Raw genomic sequence first — 16,048 nt, forward strand, 5'->3', positions numbered from 1 at the left:
AGCACCTCAGAAAACGGAGTCAAGCAATGAGCACACCAACCGATTCACACGATACCTTAGTTGCCGGAAATTGCCCCTTCCATCAGGGCAAGCAGGATCAGCATGCCGGTGGGGGCACGACCAGCCGTGACTGGTGGCCAAATCAGCTGCGTGTTGACCTTTTAAACCAGCATTCGAACCGTTCTAACCCTCTCTCTCCTGATTTTAACTACCGTAAAGAATTCAGCAAGTTAGATTATTACGCTCTGAAAGGCGACCTCAAAACGGTTCTCACCGACTCTCAGCCGTGGTGGCCTGCCGACTGGGGCAGCTATATCGGTTTGTTCATTCGTATGGCATGGCACAGTGCTGGCACCTATCGCGCTGCCGATGGCCGTGGCGGATCGGGACGCGGTCAGCAGCGCTTTGCGCCATTAAACTCCTGGCCTGATAACGTCAGCCTGGATAAAGCTCGCCGCCTGCTGTGGCCGGTGAAACAGAAGTATGGTCAGAAAATTTCCTGGGCCGACCTGATTATCCTGGCGGGTAATGTCGCTCTTGAGAACGCCGGATTCCGCACCTTTGGCTTCGGTGCCGGACGTGAGGACGTCTGGGAACCGGATATGGACGTGGACTGGGGCAATGAGAAAAAGTGGCTTGAGCACCGTCATCCTGAGTCGCTGGCACAGTCACCGCTGGGCGCTACCGAAATGGGCCTGATCTATGTCAACCCGGAAGGGCCAGATCACAGCGGCGATCCTGCCTCAGCGGCCCCGGCAATCCGCGCCACCTTCGGCAATATGGGGATGGACGATGAAGAGATTGTGGCTCTGATTGCCGGTGGCCACACTCTGGGGAAAACCCACGGCGCGGCTCCTGCCAGCCATGTCGGCGTCGATCCGGAAACCGCGCCAATTGAAGCACAGGGCCTTGGCTGGGCAAGCACCCATGGCAGCGGCGCAGGAGCAGATGCCATCACCTCCGGTCTGGAAGTGGCCTGGACGCAGACGCCGACCCAGTGGAGTAACTACTTCTTCGAGAACCTGTTCAAATATGAATGGACCCAGACCCGAAGCCCGGCTGGCGCCATTCAGTTTGAAGCCTCGGACGCGCCGGAGATCATTCCGGACCCGTTCGATACCACCAGGAAGCGCAAGCCCACCATGCTGGTGACCGACCTGACGCTGCGTTTCGATCCGGAATTCGAGAAGATTTCACGCCGCTTCCTTAACGATCCGCAGGCCTTTAACGAAGCCTTCGCCCGTGCCTGGTATAAGCTGACGCACAGGGATATGGGACCGTTAGCCCGCTATATCGGCCCGGAAGTGCCTAAAGAAGCGCTGCTGTGGCAGGATCCGCTGCCGCAGGCTATCCATCAGCCTGGGGCCTCAGAGATTGAAAACCTGAAGGCGGAAATCGCACAGTCTGGCCTGTCGGTCAGCGAACTGGTTTCAGTGGCCTGGGCTTCTGCCTCTACTTTCCGCGGTGGCGATAAGCGTGGTGGTGCGAATGGTGCCCGTCTGGCGCTTGCTCCACAGCGTGACTGGCCGGTGAACGCCAGTCTGTCTCATGCCCTGTCCGTGCTGGAGAGCATCCAGCAGGCTTCCGGCAAAGCCTCGCTGGCTGATGTTATTGTACTGGCTGGCGTGGTCGGTGTTGAGAAAGCTGCTCAGGCTGCAGGCGTCAATATCCGCGTGCCTTTCACGACCGGACGAGTGGATGCCCGTCAGGATCAGACCGATGTTGAAGCCTTTGAGCTGCTTAACCCGGCGGCAGATGGTTTCCGCAACTATCGCCGCGTGCGCAATGGTGCTTCTACGGAAGAACTGCTGATCGACAAGGCGCAGCAGCTTACGCTGACGGTACCAGAGCTGACGGCACTGGTAGGTGGCCTGCGAGTGCTCGACACGAACTTCGACGGCAGCCAGCACGGTGTCTTCACCCAGCGCGCTGATGCACTCAGCAATGACTTCTTCGTTAACCTGCTGGACATGGGCACTGAGTGGAAAGCTACTGACGGCACTGCCGAGCTGTTTGAAGGGCGTGACCGCCTGAGCGGTGAGGTGAAGTTCACCGCAACCCGTGCTGACCTGGTCTTCGGTTCCAATGCGATACTGCGTTCCGTGGCGGAGGTTTACGCCAGCAGTGATGCGAAAGAGAAATTTGTCACTGACTTTGTGGCTGCATGGAGCAAGGTGATGGATCTGGATCGTTTCGATCTGCAGTAAGCCCAACTCACTAAAGCCAGCGTCAGCTGGCTTTAGTGAGCTATAAGCGCACGGAATTATTTCCCGAACTGTATCCACAGCAGTGCCACCACGGCCGCACTGGTCAGAAAAAGCAGAGCATCGCGAAAATCGAGGCGGTTTTTCCGCATCGTCCGGGACAGGAATGCATTTTTATCTTCCTGTAACTGCAGAGAGAGATTCATCTTTTCCTCGTTCTCTTGCAGTGCATTACGCAGAGCTTCCTGCTGCTGCTGGCCGCTCTTTGCCGCCTGTTCGAGATGGCTGACCTGCAGACGTAAAGCGGCAACCTCTTCCTCTACCAGTCTGTTTTTTTCCCCGAGCCGTTCAGTGAACTCTTCAAGGTCGGCCTGTTGTTCTGCAAGCCGGGAACGATCTCTTTTCTCAGCAGAAATCCGATCGCCAAGACGTTCCAGATTTTCAGCCTGTTCTTGCAGTTGCAGAGCTTGCTGTTCCACCCGCTCAGCTTGCTCAAGCTTTTCCTCTACCTGCTCCTTAAGGTGACCAAGGATCAGGGAAAGGTTACCCCGAATGTTCAAATCGAGGACGGTGTCATTCGAACTCAGCTCTTCGATTTTATCCACCAGCGCGCCGTGGAAACCTTTCAGCGCCTGATTCTTCTGCGACTGAATCTGCAGTAAGCACTGCACGACTTCCTGAGTGATCCGCAGACTGCCGCCTAAACCGGCAATCATCTGGGCCAGATCCTTATCATTCTGAGTGGTCAGTGCTCCTGTCCAGCGGCTGATAAATCCCCGTTCATTAAACGCCTGGGCTTCGTCTTTGATCCTTTTACTTTGCTCTAACTCCGTTTTTAGCTGGGTGAGTAACGAGGTGATATTTTCCCGAAATTGGGCAACAGATTGGCGATCGTCTCTTGTGAGTGCTGGCACAGAAGAAGTCACACTAGTTTCCTTTTAAAGCGGCGATTTCATCAGCCAGTGAAAAGCGGGTCAGTTTTATGACGTTATTGTTCAGCTCCTGCGTCATGCTTTCCATTTCGACAATAAGCCCGGACGACGTTCTGACGTAATCGTTCAGCTCCGTAACCAGTTTCTCATTGGCTTCAAAATTATTGACCAACTCCGTATAAGCCTCCCGCCCGGCAGCGGCAAAGCGAGGTTCGCTGTTAACGATAAGGGAAACTATGCCCGGAACAATGGCGGAGAGATAATAGCTGGTGACGCCAAACCCGACAGCGCAAACCGTGGCGGAGATATAAGGTGCGAATGGCGCAAGAGGTGCAAATAATCCTGTCAGCCCGGACTCGATAAAAGGATCCAATGCATCCCAGAAGATAAGCGCTCCGCTGGTGATAATGACTTCGGAGATTTTATCCGTCATCTCCTGGCGGGACAGGCTTTCCGATCCTCTTATCAGGGCAACGGCCGACAGCCCTAATTCATAGATATTTTTCGCCAGCTGATAAATTTTACCGATGGTCTGACTTAATGCATTCAGTACAAACTCAAATATCCCCTTCAGCAATGTCAGCGGGGCTTCAATCAATTGTCTGATAATCTGCCAGACCTTGTTGAAAAAGCGCTTAAGCCTGATTTTAAGCTGTGCCTTACAGGTGATAAACAGATCCACCATTTCATCTTTTAATGCTTTGATCATCGTGGTGGTCAGCCGTTCAAAAACGTCCCAGCCAACATTGTACGCAGCTTCTTTAGCCGCGCCAGCTGCCAGTGTCCCGGCACTCTTCAGCGCGTCTTTCATTTTTTGGGCTTCAATATTCGCTCGAGTGCCCTGTTCATATTTGAGTTCCTCCCGGCTGTTGACCGGTGGACGCTCAGTTTTCAAAATATGAGCTTCCACTGCGGCAGCGGTTTCCACCGAGTCCAGGCTGATAAATTTTACCGTGCAACCTTCCTCAAACTCAGTGGCCAGCTTATAAGGCTCTCCTTTCCGCTCACCTTGTTTATGCTCATTGAGGTGCCCCGCCAGCCAGCGAGTTTTTATTTTCCCGGCATCCCCAATGTATTGAGCCTGACCGTCTTTATTAAAAACAACATAAACACCCGGCGAATCAGGAACGTCACTTAATCCCACTGCCACACCATTTTTGACCGTAAATTCCCCGTCGAATTTCATGGTGGCAAGAGAGGAAAGCCCATGGCTGAAGGTTTTCACAATCAACTCTTTCCAGCCCGCTCCCCGGTTGGCAACATCCAGCACGCTTTGTGCCGATGTGGCCGCCAGAGTATCTTTAACTTTGATATCGCCCTTTGGATTTTTAGCTCCGGGCTGAGAGTTATTTTTATTTCGGTATCCGGCAACCAGTTTTCGCGTAACGTTATCGACAGTTTTATCAATAATAGTATTCGCCAGTGGATCCAGGCTCCGCAGCTGCGGGTACTCTTCCTGCATGGTGTGGCTCATGGTAGTTGATTCTCCCTGAACTGGAAATTCTCAGGGTTATCGGCAATTTCTGACAAATATTTAGCTTATAACTATCTCTTAAAACAGATGGAAACAGACAACCTGATTATTCTGATTTCCTTCTCATCAAAGCCGCAGTTTTTTGCCGTTGCCAGAAAATGCCGTGGGAAAATCCGTAACCAGTTATCCTTTTTCCCCTTTTCAGTAGAAGAGAGAGCCATGGCTAATTTAATATCCTGCTTTGCAGTGTCGGATCCCAACAAAATATTCATAATGCTGACGATACCCGGCCCGCCATCGCCTTCATATTTTTCTCTGCGCAGCGGTAGCGAGAGAGAGAGAGCGGTCGCGCTCCTTCAAGGGCCAGCCAGTCAGGATGATACACGACGGTATTCCCGCCGTTATTCTGCTGAATCAGAGAACCGGTCAGATAACCATTCATAGAGACGGAGAGGCTTTTCATTACCACTCCTCTTTCCATTCTTCTGCTCTGTTGCGCTCATTTTTATGTTCAAGATGCAGCTCAAGGTTCATCGCCGAAAGAATCATAAACAGCGTTTCAATTTTGGTGGTGTCTGGATTCAGCTCGAATTTTGAGAGAGTATCCTGGCGGATCACGACATGGCTTGCCACGCTTCTCTGACTAATCTTCTGCGATTTTCTCAGGTCTTTCAGATAGATCGAAAGTTGTCTCGGGGATGTAATCTTCATTATTACGCTCCGGCATCTGGTCATGGAGTAGCCAGTCTGCTGTTAATTTACCGGCTATAGCAGGTAAAAAGGATGCGGGAAACGGGGGGAGAGGCAAAACGAGGCCCAATCCAGAGAACTGAGCATCGTTTTTTATAGAGGAATAAAGGCAGGGCTAAAACGGTCAGACCTGAGTCATGCCGCCATCAATGCACAACTCGGCTCCGGCGATATAGCTGCTCTCATCGGAGGCAAGGAACAGCGCTGCAGAAGCGATCTCTTCCGGTTTACCCAGACGCCCCAGCGGGATCAGGTCGGTCATCGCTTTCCTGAATTCGTCCGAGACGCCGTCAAACATCGGCGTGTCGACCGGGCCAGGACTCAGTGTGTTAACCCGGATGCCTTTGCCGGCCAGCTCTCTGGTCCAGGTGCGCGACAGGGAGCGGGTAGCAGCCTTGGAGGCTGCATAAACGCCGTAGCCTTCCACGCCAATCGACCCGGCAATCGAGCCGATCAGCACAATGGCTCCCCCTTTCTCCATCAGCGGCAATGCGCCCTGTACGGTAAACAGCGTTCCCCTGGCATTCAGGTCGAAGATTTTATCGAAATGCTCAGGGGTGACGCTGTCCAGCGCGGAATGCTCGGAATAGCCGGCACTGGTGACCAGAATATCGATCTTGCCCTTCTGCGCTTTAACCGTTTCAAACAGCTTCAGAAGATCGGCTGAATCGGTGACATCTCCCTGAACAACCTCAATGCTTTCACCCAGTTGCATGGCGACTTTATCGAGTTCGGCCTGGCGTCGCCCGGTGATAAAAACAAAGGCTCCTTCTTGTATAAAACGCTCTGCAATGGCGAAGCCAATCCCACTGTTACCGCCGGTGATCACCGCGGTCTTGCCTTTCAGTTTCTGCATCAGGAACCCTTTTTTCTCTGGCTGAAGTTGAATCATCAAGATATACACTGTATATCTGGTGTCAATTACGCACCTGATGGTAACCAGATATACACAGGGAAACCCGATGACCCACTCCGTCGAGGCCATACTGGCCAACATTAACGCCACGCGACCAGTGCTGGAGCAGATCGCCAACAAGTGGTCGGTGCTTATCCTCACCGTGATTTGCGAGAAACCATCGCGATTTAATGCGATCAAAAAAAGGCTCGATCCGATCACTCATAAGGCACTGACTGAAGCTTTGCGGCGGCTGGAAAGGAATGGCCTGGTGACACGGCACGTTATCGCCTCTTCTCCGGTGGCAGTGGAATACGCCATCACGCCGCTGGGACATTCGTTACGGCAGCCTTTTGAAGCTTTGATTCACTGGGCACAGCAGGAGAGCGGCAAAATGGAACAGGCTCAGGCGGCCTATGATCAGCGGCCAGATATTTAGCCCGCTGGCAGGTGGTCTTCCACATATAAATAGCCAATGCCCAGGATCTGGCTGGCGCGCGACAGTTGACCAAAGTGAATATTGGTGGCTTTGCTCTTCAGGCTGTCCTGCTGATCGAAAGGATTAAAAGCAATCTGGTGGATCACGGTTTCACGCCAGGTTTCACCAAAGCCACAACTGCGGCCATAAAACCAGATTTGGTTAATATTGATAATATTTAGCAGGTTATAGAGACTTATCCCCACAGCGGTAGCCGCCTGATTGACCCACTCCTGTACCCAGCGATCTCCCGAGCGCCATGCCTGTAGCAACTGCGTGGTGGTGGGGGCTGGCTTGTCTGGCGCACGCAGGTGCGCCTGCTGCTTCAGCGCTGAAAGCGAGGCTACCGTTTCCAGACACCCCTGCCGGCCACAGCTACAGCGCGCGCCGTGAGGATTGATAATGGTGTGCCCTATCTGGCCACTACCGTACAGGCTGCCACGAAAAATTAAGCCATTGGTAACGAAAGAAGAGCCGATGCCGTAGTCCACATTGATTACGCAAAAATCAGCCTGATGACTGCTGTTCAGCCATTTTTCAGCAAGCGCCAGCATAACACAGTCATTATCCACACGAACCTGAACCCCCAGCTTCTCCTCCAGCAAAAACTTCAGTTCGACCGGTTTTTTCCATGCGGCCTGCGGCATATGTTGCGAAACACCGGTAACAGGATCGACCTGACCATGTACCGCCAGGGCCAGCTTAATAGTGCGTGATGGCCAGCATTTGCGGTACTGCTGCCAGACCGCTTCAATCTCGGTCAGCAACGCTTCCGGCGAGGCGACGTTTATCGCCCGGTGTTGATAGTCATCCTGCGCCACCAGTTGGGCATCGGCGAGAATACTTTCAATCCGGGTCGGGGTGATGTTCATACACAGAGTCCAGTCACCGGCTTCAGGTAACTGATAACTACCGCTATGTCGCCCTCTGTTACTGAGCCGCAGGCCAGAGTGCCAGATGCGCCCTTCATCCATCAACTCCTGTAGAATTTTGCCCGTAGCCGGAATAGAAAGTCCGCTGAGCTGCGCCATTCTGGACTGACTCAGGCGCTTATGACGCCATAACAGACGCATAAATAGCTGTTTGTTCCAGTAACGTATCTGCTGATTGTTAAGGCCGCTGGTAAACATCCGTCCCTCTCCCCTGCAGGAAATAAAGCAGCATGAACGCCCGGTTTCACGCTGACAAGCCGCAATCGTAGTTTACTAAACTCTGTTAACTATGTTCTGTGAGCCGCACTCGATCCCTTATTTCCTGTTTCTTTTAGAGTTCAGCCTGTATCAGTAAACGGGACGAGGACACCGAACCATGCATTTTACGCTTCGCGAACCACAGCGCCTGGCCGCAGAACTGTCAGCTACCTGCGTGCCTGAAAATATGCTGGCGATCTGGAGCCTGGGTCAGGCCGGTTACGTGTTGAAAAATGCCCACGGCGATCTGCTGGCTATCGATCCCTATCTGAGTGACGCCATTGAGCGAGAAAATCCGGGAACGGAATTTGTCCGTAATTATCCCCCGGTGCTGGCCCCCACGGACCTGAAAGGTTGTGATGCTGTCCTGATCAGCCATTTCCATGATGACCATATGGACATGGCTACGCTGGCCCCGCTGGCAGAGGCCGTACCGCGTCTGCCGATATGGCTACCCTCGCCCGATGCCATCCCTCTGGCGCAGAGCCATCCCTTTGCGCAGAATGTGCGTCCGGCCATCACCAATGAAACCTTCCAGGTCGGTGCATTTCACATTCAACCTATTGCCGCAGCCCACAGCGAGTATGAAAAAAATGCCGAGGGTCATGATCGCTACCTCGGCTATTTTATCACCACCGATAATATCCGCTTCTGGCACAGTGGAGATACGCTGGTCACTCAGCAACTGCTGGCGCAAATGCAGTCGCTCTCGCCGGATATCGTGGTCTTGCCGATCAACGGTGGCGACTACGCGCGTGGTCAGCGCGGCATCCTGCCCAACATGAGCTTTCGGGATGCGGCCGATCTCCACCATACCCTGCGCAGCGATCTGCTGCTGCCTTGCCATTACGATCTTTTCAGCTGTAACAGCGACAATCCCAGCTATTTCGTGGATTACATCATGGCGCGTTATCCGGGGAAGAAATTCCATCTGATGATGCCAGGAGAACGACTGCTGTACCTCAAGGATGCCCAACACCAGTAAAAGCGCCGGTGGCGCGAACACTAACATAACAACATATGGGATAAACCTGCGATGACCACCTCCTCTCACCCTACACTTTTACAACGGCTTGGCATTCCGGGGAATCTTGCCTGGGGCTATATCGCCGTACTGATCTTCATGATAGGCGACGGCGTTGAATCCAATTATCTGGCTCCCTACCTGAGCCAGAATGGCTTTACGCTTGATATTGCCGCTAGCGTGATCGCCTTCTACGGCATTACGGTGACGCTCGGCTCCTGGCTGGCGGGTTCACTTTCAACGTTATACGGCCCGCGTCGCGTGATGCTGCTGGGGGCAGCTATCTGGATCGTGTTCGAAATCCTGTTTCTCAGTTTCGCTTTACCCAATAAAAGCGTGGTGTTAACCGCACTGACTTACGGCCTGCGGGGGGTCGCCTACCCGATGTTTGCCTATGCCTTCCTGGTGTGGATACAGGCCGCCGCCCCGGCAGAGATGCGGGGGTCAGCAACCGGCTGGTTTTGGCTTGCGTTTACCGGAGGCTTACCCACGCTGGGCTCGCTGGTCGCTATTTTTTCCATCAAGGTGATGGGCGAATATGCCACCTTCTGGCTGTCACTGGTACTGGTAGCGCTGGGAGCAACCATTATGTTCGTTGCGGTGAAAGATCGTACCGGCAATGCCCCTCTGCTGGATGAATCACACCGCCAGCAGAGCACATTACGCACCCTGATGGGCGGGATCGATATCCTGTGGCGGCGTCCGCGTATCGCTGCCGCCGCAGTGGTGCGCATCATTAACACCACGCCTTATTTCGGCTTTTTCATTTTCCTGCCGGGATTTTTTACCGGCATCGGCTTCTCTCAGACCGAATACCTGACGCTGATCACCATCATGGGGCTGGTTGGCATGAGCTTTAACCCGGTGATTGGCAAGCTCAGCGACCGGATCGGCTGGCGACGCGTGCTGACCTTTTTTGGCGGTATTGGTTCGGCGGTTTCCATGCTGCTGATGTACTTCGTTCCGCAGTGGAGTCACGGTAACTTCGCGCTTAGCGTCATCTTTGCCTGCTTGTACGGCATTACATTATGCGGCTATGTTCCTGCTGCGGCGCTGTTCTCCTCGCTGTGCGATACGAAAGACAAAGGCAATGCGATGGCGATTTATTGTTTCTCAGCAGGACTCTCCACCTTCTTTGGCCCCGCGCTGTACGGCATTCTCAATGCGCTGTTTGGAACTGCCGGGGTGATCTGGGTCTACGCTTCGCTGTATCTCGTCAGCGCGCTGTTTTCCTGGTTCTTCCTGCTCAGCCCGCTCGATCCGGGGGAACAAAATAATCCGGCAGCAGCACGAGCCCGGATTCTGGACCCAATGGCTTCGGAATAATGGACTACTCAATGAAAACTTACGATTACATTATTGTTGGCGGCGGAAGCTCAGGCTGTATTGTCGCCTCAAGGCTGGTGCGGGAACAGGGCGCACGTGTGCTGTTACTGGAAGCAGGCAGTGGACGCTACGATCCGGTACTCAAGATGCCAGCGGGTTATATGAAATTCCTCGCCAGCGATACTTACCTGACCCTGCACCAGACCGAGCCACAGCCGCAACTGAACGGTCGGGGGGTGATTGTGCCGCAGGCCAGAGTGCTGGGGGGAGGTTCAACGGTAAATGCCATGGTCTATATGCGCGGTCATGAACAGGATTACGCTGACTGGAACACTGCCGTTCAGCGCAGCGATATCGACTGGTCGTTTGCCGCGCTGCTGCCTCATTTCAAGGCGACAGAAGATAACGATCACCTGGGTGCCCCTTTCCACGGCGTCGGTGGCCCGATGAAAGTCTCACATCTGGGGCACTTCAGCCCGCTCAGCCGCGCTTATGTGAAAACGATGCAGGCACTGGGGATTGCTTATACGCCGGATTTTAACACCGGCAACCCCTATGGGGTCGGCTTTATGCAACACACTATCGACTGGCAAACCCGCAAACGATGCAGCGTCGTTGATGCATTTATCACGCCGCTAAAAGATGACAGCAGGCTGACTGTCGCAACCGAAGCCAGTGTCAGTGAGGTGCTCTTCGAGGGCGATCGGGCCGTAGGGGTGGCATATGTACAGAAAGGCGAGACGAAGCAGGCCCGTGCCGGGCAGGAAGTAATTCTGGCCGCCGGAGCCTATCAGACCCCGAAAATCCTGATGCTTTCTGGTATCGGTCCACAGGAGGAGCTGGCCGCCTGGGATATCCCACTGCGTCACTCTCTGCCCGGCGTGGGGAGAAACTTACAGGATCACTATGAAGTTCCTGTAGTCGCCAGCACTAACGGAGCATTTGGCTACTATGGTCAGGATAAGGGCTGGCCAATGATCAAAGCCGGTTTACAATATTTGTTGTTTAAAAGTGGGCCGGTCACGACTACCGGCGTTGAAACCTGCGCGTTCTTTAACCCGCATGATCTCAGTGCAACGCCCACTATCCAGATGTTCTGTGTGCCTACCATATACCTTGACCGCGATGTGATGGGCACCGATCCCGGCAATGGTGTGACCGTCAACTCTCTACTTCTGCGCCCGAAAGCAACGGGGCGCGTCACCTTACGCGATCGTAATCCGCTTTCACTACCGCGGATTGATACGCAGATTTTTGGTCATCCCGATGACCTGTCAACCACCATTTCAGGCCTGCGTTTTGCCCGCAAAGTCATTGCCTCCCTGCCAATCCAGGCAATGGTCGACAGGGAGATCTTCCCCGGAGAAGACATTTCTTCAGACCAGCAGATCGCTGACCATTGCAAACGTATGGTTAAAACCGGCTACCACCCGGTAGGAACCTGCCGCATGGGTCATGACCACGATCCCCTGGCGGTACTTCATGCTGATTTACGCGTTCGCGGCGTGCAGGGTTTACGGGTGGTGGATGCCTCAATGATGCCGAACATTATCAGTGGCAATACCAATGCTGCGGTGATGGCCGTAGCGCATCGTGCAGCCGATCTGATCATGGGCAAAGAGTCACACCATCAGAACATATCATCGCAGGGGATCGTGGCATGAACGAGAAAATTCGCCACCTCCAACAGCGTCTGCGAGAAGAGCAGCTTGACGCACTGCTGCTGACCCGTCGGGACAATGTCGCGTGGCTGACAGAAGGGGCCAGCTTCTATGTGGTTGACCGCGCCGAAACCGGTGTGGCCAGCCTGCTAATTACCGCAGAAGGGATTACGCTGATTGCCCCGGAAAATGAGATGTCACGCATTTTAGCCGAGGAACCGCTGCCATTTCCGCTGAAAACGATCGCCTATCCGTGGTTTACCACGCTGAATACCGTACTCGCCAGCCTGCCATTTTCACGCACAGGCAGTGATATACCGCTGGGTAACAGCCGGGAGCTGACAAACATCCGCACAGACTTAAACGCTGCCGAATGCCAGCGCTTGATCAGGCTGGGCAGGGAAGTCGCTACGCTGGTTGAAAAGGTGGCCCGCGGCGTACGGCCGGGAATGAGTGAACAACAGGTCGAAGCGCAAATTTATGCCGAATGCCTGCCGCTGGCTATCCGCCCGGTTTGTACCCTGGTCGCCGCCGATGACCGTATTGCAGCCTTTAAGCACCCTGTCCCCGGGCCGGCTCAGGTACAGCAACAAATGATGATCACCCTGGGCGCCGAGCGCCATGGGTTAAACATCAGCATTACCCGCATGATCCATCTGGGAGAACCTGCCGCAGACAGCCGCCAGCGCTTGCATACGGTGGCTGAAATTCATGCGGATATGCTGGCTGCATCACGGCCAGAACGTCACTGGCAAACCATCTTTGCCGATATCCAGGCAAGCTACTCGCGTTATGGTTTTCCTGATGAATGGCGTGCGCATCATCAGGGTGGCCCGGCAGGCTATGGGTGCCGGGATTTTATTGTCACCCCCGATACGCCGGGCAAACTGACCATCAACAGAGCGCTGGCATGGAATCCGACGCTGCCTGGCGTAAAAAGTGAAGAAACAGTGCTGCTCACGGCAGAGGGTCTGCACTCCCTCACCCATACCGGTAACTGGCCGACAATAGCTCTGCAGCGTGGCGACTCCGTGATGAGGTTTGCCGACTGGCTGATAACCAGGCCTTAACCAACAGGAAAATGTATGTCAGAACGATTGAAAGGAAAAACGGCCATCATCACCGGTGCCGCCAGCGGTATCGGCAGTGCTATTGCACAATTGTTTGCCAGGGAGGGGGCCAGACTGGCGTTGATTGATATTAATGCGGATGAGTGCGATTCACTGGCACTCTCACTGGCAGAGGAAACCCGTCAGCGCTGTCTCGCTTTACGAGCCGACGTGACTGACGCCGCTCGTCTGCGCGAGTGTGTCAGTGAAACGGAAAACCACCTTGGCCAGCCCGACATTCTGATTAACTGCGCAGGAATTAATGTGTTCCGCGACCCACTGAGCCTCAGTGAAGAAGACTGGCAGCGCTGCATGTCAGTAAATCTCCAGGGGCCGCTCAATGGTATCCGGGCTGTGCTGCCAGGGATGCTGGCACGTCGGTATGGCAATATTGTTAATATTGCCTCGGTGCATGGCCACAAGATTATTCCCGGAAGTTTCCCTTATCCGGTGGCCAAGCATGGCCTGATTGGTTTAACCCGTTCATTAGGCGTGGAGTACGCCAGTCAGGGAATACGCATCAACAGCGTTTCGCCGGGGCTGATACTGACTCCTGCGGCTGAAGCATGGCTTAACAGCAGACCGGAACCGGACGCTGAACGCCAGCGCCAGCAGGATCTGCTGCCCTGTAAGCGTATTGGTGAACCGATAGAAGTGGCTTATACAGCCCTGTTCCTGGCGTCGGATGAAGCGCGGTTTATAAATGCGGCGGACATTGTGATGGATGGCGGCCGTAGCCAGATTTATCATGATTAGGCGGCGGCCCTGGTGAATATGCCGCAACCGGCTTCAAAGCCGCCGGGGGGCTGTTATTTATCCTGCGGCCTCAGCGAAATTTCGCCACCCACCCAGGATTTAACGATGCCGTCCTGTTCCAGCAGTAAGCCGCCCTGCTGGTCGATACCTCGGGCAATGCCGGGGATTTCCCGGTCGCCAATCAGCAGTTTTACCGGGCGGTTGATAAAGTTATCCAGCTCACCCCAGCGATCGACAAAGGGTGCCAGGCCTTCACGCTCGAACAGCTCCAGAGACTCGCGCATTTTATTGACCAGGCTGGCTGCCAGAGTGTTACGATCGATTTTAACGCCCGCTTCCTGCAGGTTGATCCAGCCCTGATTAACGATAGCGGTATCCGGCGAATTCATTGCCAGGTTGATGCCCGTGCCCATGACAATTTGCGCAGCATCGCCAGTTTTACCGGTCAATTCCACCAAGATACCGGCGAGTTTGCGATCGTTAAGGTAGAGATCGTTCGGCCATTTTACCCGCACATCACTCGCACCCAGCGCCTGCAGGACTTCAGCAGTCACGATACCAATCACCAAACTTAGGCCCATAGCGGCTACCGGGCCCTGCTCAAGGCGCCAGTACATGGAGAGATAAAGGTTAGAGCCGAATGGTGAGAACCACTGTCTGCCACGCCGCCCTCTTCCTGCCTGCTGATATTCCGCCACGCAGGCATCGCCGGACTGTAACTCATCCATTCTTTCCAGCAGATACTGGTTAGTGGAATCGATCACCGGGATCACCGCCAGGCGACCATGATCGAGCTGGGAAACGATAGTTTCTTCATTCAGCAGCTGAATCGGTGCGGGGAGGCTGTAACCCTTACCGGTGACGGTGAACACATCAATGCCCCAGTCTTTCAGGGTCTGGATATGTTTGTTGATAGCCGCGCGGCTCATGCCCAGCTGTTCGCCAAGCTGTTCACCGGAATGAAATTCACCATCGGCGAGAAGGCCGATCAGCATTAAGGGGACGGTATTTGCTTTCATGCAATCACTCCGACGGCATCCTTTTCGCCGCGGGCACCGATAAACCGCACCTCAGGCTCGAGCCAGACGTTAAATTTGCTGCCCACGCGCTGGCGCACTTCATGCGCTAACGCCACGATATCGCTGCCAGTAGCCTGATTCTGATTGATCAGCACCAGCGCCTGCTGGCGATGTACGGCTGCGCCGCCCACGCTGAATCCTTTCAGATCGCAGCGTTCGATTAACCAGCCAGCCGCCAGTTTGACCTTGCCGTCAGCCTGAGGATAGAGTGGAGCATCAGGATAATTTTCCCGCAGAGACTGCGCCATTTCGGCGTCAACTACCGGGTTTTTGAAGAAGCTCCCGGCATTTCCGGTGACTTTGGGATCGGGCAATTTACTGCTGCGCATCTGGCAGACGGAGTCGAAAATTTGCTGCGGCGAGACGGTGGCGGGATCTAATTTGATCAGATCGCCATAGGTCATCACCGGCAGCCACTGCTTTTTCAGCAGCAGCCCAACAGCCACAATGGCATAGCCTGCCTGATACTGATGTTTGAAGATGCTGTCGCGGTAGCCAAACTGGCACTGCTCTGCTGATAAGCGCTGCGTTTCACCACTGGCAAGATCCAGTACATCGACATATTCACAGACGTTTTTCAGCTCAACGCCGTAAGCGCCGATGTTCTGAATCGGGGCTGAACCGACGCAGCCAGGGATCATCGCCAGATTCTCCAGGCCAGAGAAGCCGTTTTTTAGCGAGTATTGCACCAGCATATGCCAGTTTTCACCGGCTCCCACATGCAGATGCCAGGCGCTTTCACTCTCTTCCACCCTGATACCTTTCAGGTGGTTAACAATTACCGTGCCCTGAAAATCCTCCAGAAACAGGATATTGCTTCCTTCGCCAAGTAAAAGAACCGGTTGCTGTTGATGCTGGCTGTTCTGCCAGACGGCGGTCAGTTCGGCGACGGTTTCCACCACCACAACTTGCTCTGCGCTGGCATCAAGATTGAAAGTATTGAAAGGTTTTAAAGAGTGGAGCTGGCTGGACATGAGACGGCCTTAACGAATTCAACTGCCGGTAGTTTACCCGATTGGATGAGGGTGAGGGCTTCTTTTTTTACTTTGTCAGAGAGTAACCACCTGGATACAGACAAAACAAAAAGGCCACCCGTAAGGGTGGCCTTTTTGTTGTATTTGATGCCTGGCAGTTCCCTACTCTCGCATGGGGAGACCCCACACTACCATC

Annotated in this window: 15 protein-coding genes; 7 read left to right on the forward strand and 8 right to left on the reverse strand. The window is 54.1% G+C overall.

Annotation, left to right across the window (positions count from 1 at the left end; genetic code table 11):
• Nucleotides 1-26: 26 nt before the first annotated feature.
• Nucleotides 27-2,207, forward strand: a complete 2,181-nt coding sequence (katG, locus tag GSQ70_RS11830) for a catalase/peroxidase HPI (protein WP_158782725.1) — start codon at nt 27-29, stop codon at nt 2,205-2,207.
• Nucleotides 2,208-2,263: 56 nt separating this feature from the next.
• Here the strand turns inward: katG and GSQ70_RS11835 are convergent, their stop codons facing one another.
• The 5 genes from GSQ70_RS11835 to GSQ70_RS11855 all read right to left on the reverse strand — a co-directional run bounded on the left by GSQ70_RS11835 (nt 2,264) and on the right by GSQ70_RS11855 (nt 6,216).
• Nucleotides 2,264-3,130: a hypothetical protein gene (locus GSQ70_RS11835; protein ID WP_158782726.1), complete on the reverse strand. Its 867-nt coding sequence runs from the start codon at nt 3,128-3,130 to the stop codon at nt 2,264-2,266.
• A 1-nt stretch (nt 3,131) separates the two neighbouring features.
• Complete coding sequence (locus GSQ70_RS11840) at nt 3,132-4,610, reverse strand: GIY-YIG nuclease family protein (protein ID WP_158782727.1); 1,479 nt, start codon at nt 4,608-4,610, stop codon at nt 3,132-3,134.
• A 268-nt stretch (nt 4,611-4,878) separates the two neighbouring features.
• Entirely contained in the window at nt 4,879-5,073 is a 195-nt protein-coding gene (locus tag GSQ70_RS11845) for a hypothetical protein (RefSeq protein ID WP_158782728.1), read from the reverse strand.
• Nucleotides 5,073-5,321, reverse strand: coding sequence for a helix-turn-helix domain-containing protein (locus tag GSQ70_RS11850; protein WP_158782729.1), 249 nt, complete (start codon nt 5,319-5,321; stop codon nt 5,073-5,075). The genes GSQ70_RS11845 and GSQ70_RS11850 overlap by 1 nt, the downstream gene beginning before the upstream one ends.
• 163 nt (nt 5,322-5,484) lie before the next feature.
• Nucleotides 5,485-6,216: an SDR family NAD(P)-dependent oxidoreductase gene (locus GSQ70_RS11855; protein WP_158782730.1), complete on the reverse strand. Its 732-nt coding sequence runs from the start codon at nt 6,214-6,216 to the stop codon at nt 5,485-5,487.
• Nucleotides 6,217-6,322: 106 nt separating this feature from the next.
• Here GSQ70_RS11855 and GSQ70_RS11860 point away from each other — a divergent pair, with 106 nt between their 5' ends.
• Complete coding sequence (locus GSQ70_RS11860; RefSeq protein WP_158782731.1) at nt 6,323-6,694, forward strand: helix-turn-helix domain-containing protein; 372 nt, start codon at nt 6,323-6,325, stop codon at nt 6,692-6,694.
• Here the strand turns inward: GSQ70_RS11860 and GSQ70_RS11865 are convergent.
• On the reverse strand, nt 6,691-7,863 hold the full coding sequence (locus tag GSQ70_RS11865) for an ROK family transcriptional regulator (protein ID WP_158782732.1): 1,173 nt from the start codon (nt 7,861-7,863) through the stop codon (nt 6,691-6,693). The genes GSQ70_RS11860 and GSQ70_RS11865 overlap by 4 nt on opposite strands.
• A gap of 178 nt (nt 7,864-8,041) precedes the next feature.
• Here GSQ70_RS11865 and GSQ70_RS11870 point away from each other — a divergent pair, with 178 nt between their 5' ends.
• Genes GSQ70_RS11870 through GSQ70_RS11890 form a run of 5 tightly spaced genes read left to right on the forward strand, consistent with a single transcriptional unit; the run spans nt 8,042 to nt 13,799 of the window.
• The gene (locus GSQ70_RS11870; RefSeq protein WP_158782733.1) at nt 8,042-8,908 is read left to right on the forward strand and encodes an MBL fold metallo-hydrolase; all 867 of its coding nucleotides are present in this window, start codon (nt 8,042-8,044) and stop codon (nt 8,906-8,908) included.
• Nucleotides 8,909-8,959: 51 nt separating this feature from the next.
• The gene (locus GSQ70_RS11875; RefSeq protein ID WP_158782734.1) at nt 8,960-10,273 is read left to right on the forward strand and encodes an MFS transporter; all 1,314 of its coding nucleotides are present in this window, start codon (nt 8,960-8,962) and stop codon (nt 10,271-10,273) included.
• 11 nt (nt 10,274-10,284) lie between these two features.
• Entirely contained in the window at nt 10,285-11,937 is a 1,653-nt protein-coding gene (locus tag GSQ70_RS11880; protein WP_199257254.1) for a GMC family oxidoreductase, read from the forward strand.
• Nucleotides 11,934-13,004 (forward strand): Xaa-Pro peptidase family protein, encoded by a 1,071-nt coding sequence (locus GSQ70_RS11885; protein WP_158782736.1) that lies wholly within the window; start codon nt 11,934-11,936, stop codon nt 13,002-13,004. The genes GSQ70_RS11880 and GSQ70_RS11885 overlap by 4 nt, the downstream gene beginning before the upstream one ends.
• A 15-nt stretch (nt 13,005-13,019) precedes the next feature.
• Nucleotides 13,020-13,799: an SDR family oxidoreductase gene (locus GSQ70_RS11890; RefSeq protein ID WP_158782737.1), complete on the forward strand. Its 780-nt coding sequence runs from the start codon at nt 13,020-13,022 to the stop codon at nt 13,797-13,799.
• A gap of 53 nt (nt 13,800-13,852) precedes the next feature.
• Here the strand turns inward: GSQ70_RS11890 and birA are convergent, their stop codons facing one another.
• On the reverse strand, nt 13,853-14,818 hold the full coding sequence (gene birA, locus GSQ70_RS11895) for a bifunctional biotin--[acetyl-CoA-carboxylase] ligase/biotin operon repressor BirA (protein ID WP_158782738.1): 966 nt from the start codon (nt 14,816-14,818) through the stop codon (nt 13,853-13,855).
• A complete protein-coding gene (murB, locus tag GSQ70_RS11900; protein ID WP_158782739.1) occupies nt 14,815-15,852 on the reverse strand; it encodes a UDP-N-acetylmuramate dehydrogenase in 1,038 nt (345 codons plus the stop codon). Before murB ends, birA begins: the two co-directional genes overlap by 4 nt.
• Between the last annotated feature and the right edge of the window lie 196 nt (nt 15,853-16,048).

This window comes from Pantoea sp. BAV 3049 (genome assembly GCF_009765445.1).
In the GTDB taxonomy this organism is placed as follows: domain Bacteria; phylum Pseudomonadota; class Gammaproteobacteria; order Enterobacterales; family Enterobacteriaceae; genus Erwinia.

What these genes read in the sequence shown, in the direction of transcription:
- katG (WP_158782725.1), top strand. Translation starts at nt 27, where the DNA reads ATGAGCACACCAACCGATTCACACGATACCTTAGTTGCCGGAAATTGC.
- GSQ70_RS11840 (WP_158782727.1), bottom strand. Translation starts at nt 4,610, where the DNA reads ATGAGCCACACCATGCAGGAAGAGTACCCGCAGCTGCGGAGCCTGGAT.
- GSQ70_RS11845 (WP_158782728.1), bottom strand. Translation starts at nt 5,073, where the DNA reads ATGAAAAGCCTCTCCGTCTCTATGAATGGTTATCTGACCGGTTCTCTG.
- GSQ70_RS11850 (WP_158782729.1), bottom strand. Translation starts at nt 5,321, where the DNA reads ATGAAGATTACATCCCCGAGACAACTTTCGATCTATCTGAAAGACCTG.
- GSQ70_RS11855 (WP_158782730.1), bottom strand. Translation starts at nt 6,216, where the DNA reads ATGCAGAAACTGAAAGGCAAGACCGCGGTGATCACCGGCGGTAACAGT.
- GSQ70_RS11860 (WP_158782731.1), top strand. Translation starts at nt 6,323, where the DNA reads ATGACCCACTCCGTCGAGGCCATACTGGCCAACATTAACGCCACGCGA.
- GSQ70_RS11865 (WP_158782732.1), bottom strand. Translation starts at nt 7,863, where the DNA reads ATGTTTACCAGCGGCCTTAACAATCAGCAGATACGTTACTGGAACAAA.
- GSQ70_RS11870 (WP_158782733.1), top strand. Translation starts at nt 8,042, where the DNA reads ATGCATTTTACGCTTCGCGAACCACAGCGCCTGGCCGCAGAACTGTCA.
- GSQ70_RS11875 (WP_158782734.1), top strand. Translation starts at nt 8,960, where the DNA reads ATGACCACCTCCTCTCACCCTACACTTTTACAACGGCTTGGCATTCCG.
- GSQ70_RS11880 (WP_199257254.1), top strand. Translation starts at nt 10,285, where the DNA reads ATGAAAACTTACGATTACATTATTGTTGGCGGCGGAAGCTCAGGCTGT.
- GSQ70_RS11885 (WP_158782736.1), top strand. Translation starts at nt 11,934, where the DNA reads ATGAACGAGAAAATTCGCCACCTCCAACAGCGTCTGCGAGAAGAGCAG.
- GSQ70_RS11890 (WP_158782737.1), top strand. Translation starts at nt 13,020, where the DNA reads ATGTCAGAACGATTGAAAGGAAAAACGGCCATCATCACCGGTGCCGCC.
- birA (WP_158782738.1), bottom strand. Translation starts at nt 14,818, where the DNA reads ATGAAAGCAAATACCGTCCCCTTAATGCTGATCGGCCTTCTCGCCGAT.
- murB (WP_158782739.1), bottom strand. Translation starts at nt 15,852, where the DNA reads ATGTCCAGCCAGCTCCACTCTTTAAAACCTTTCAATACTTTCAATCTT.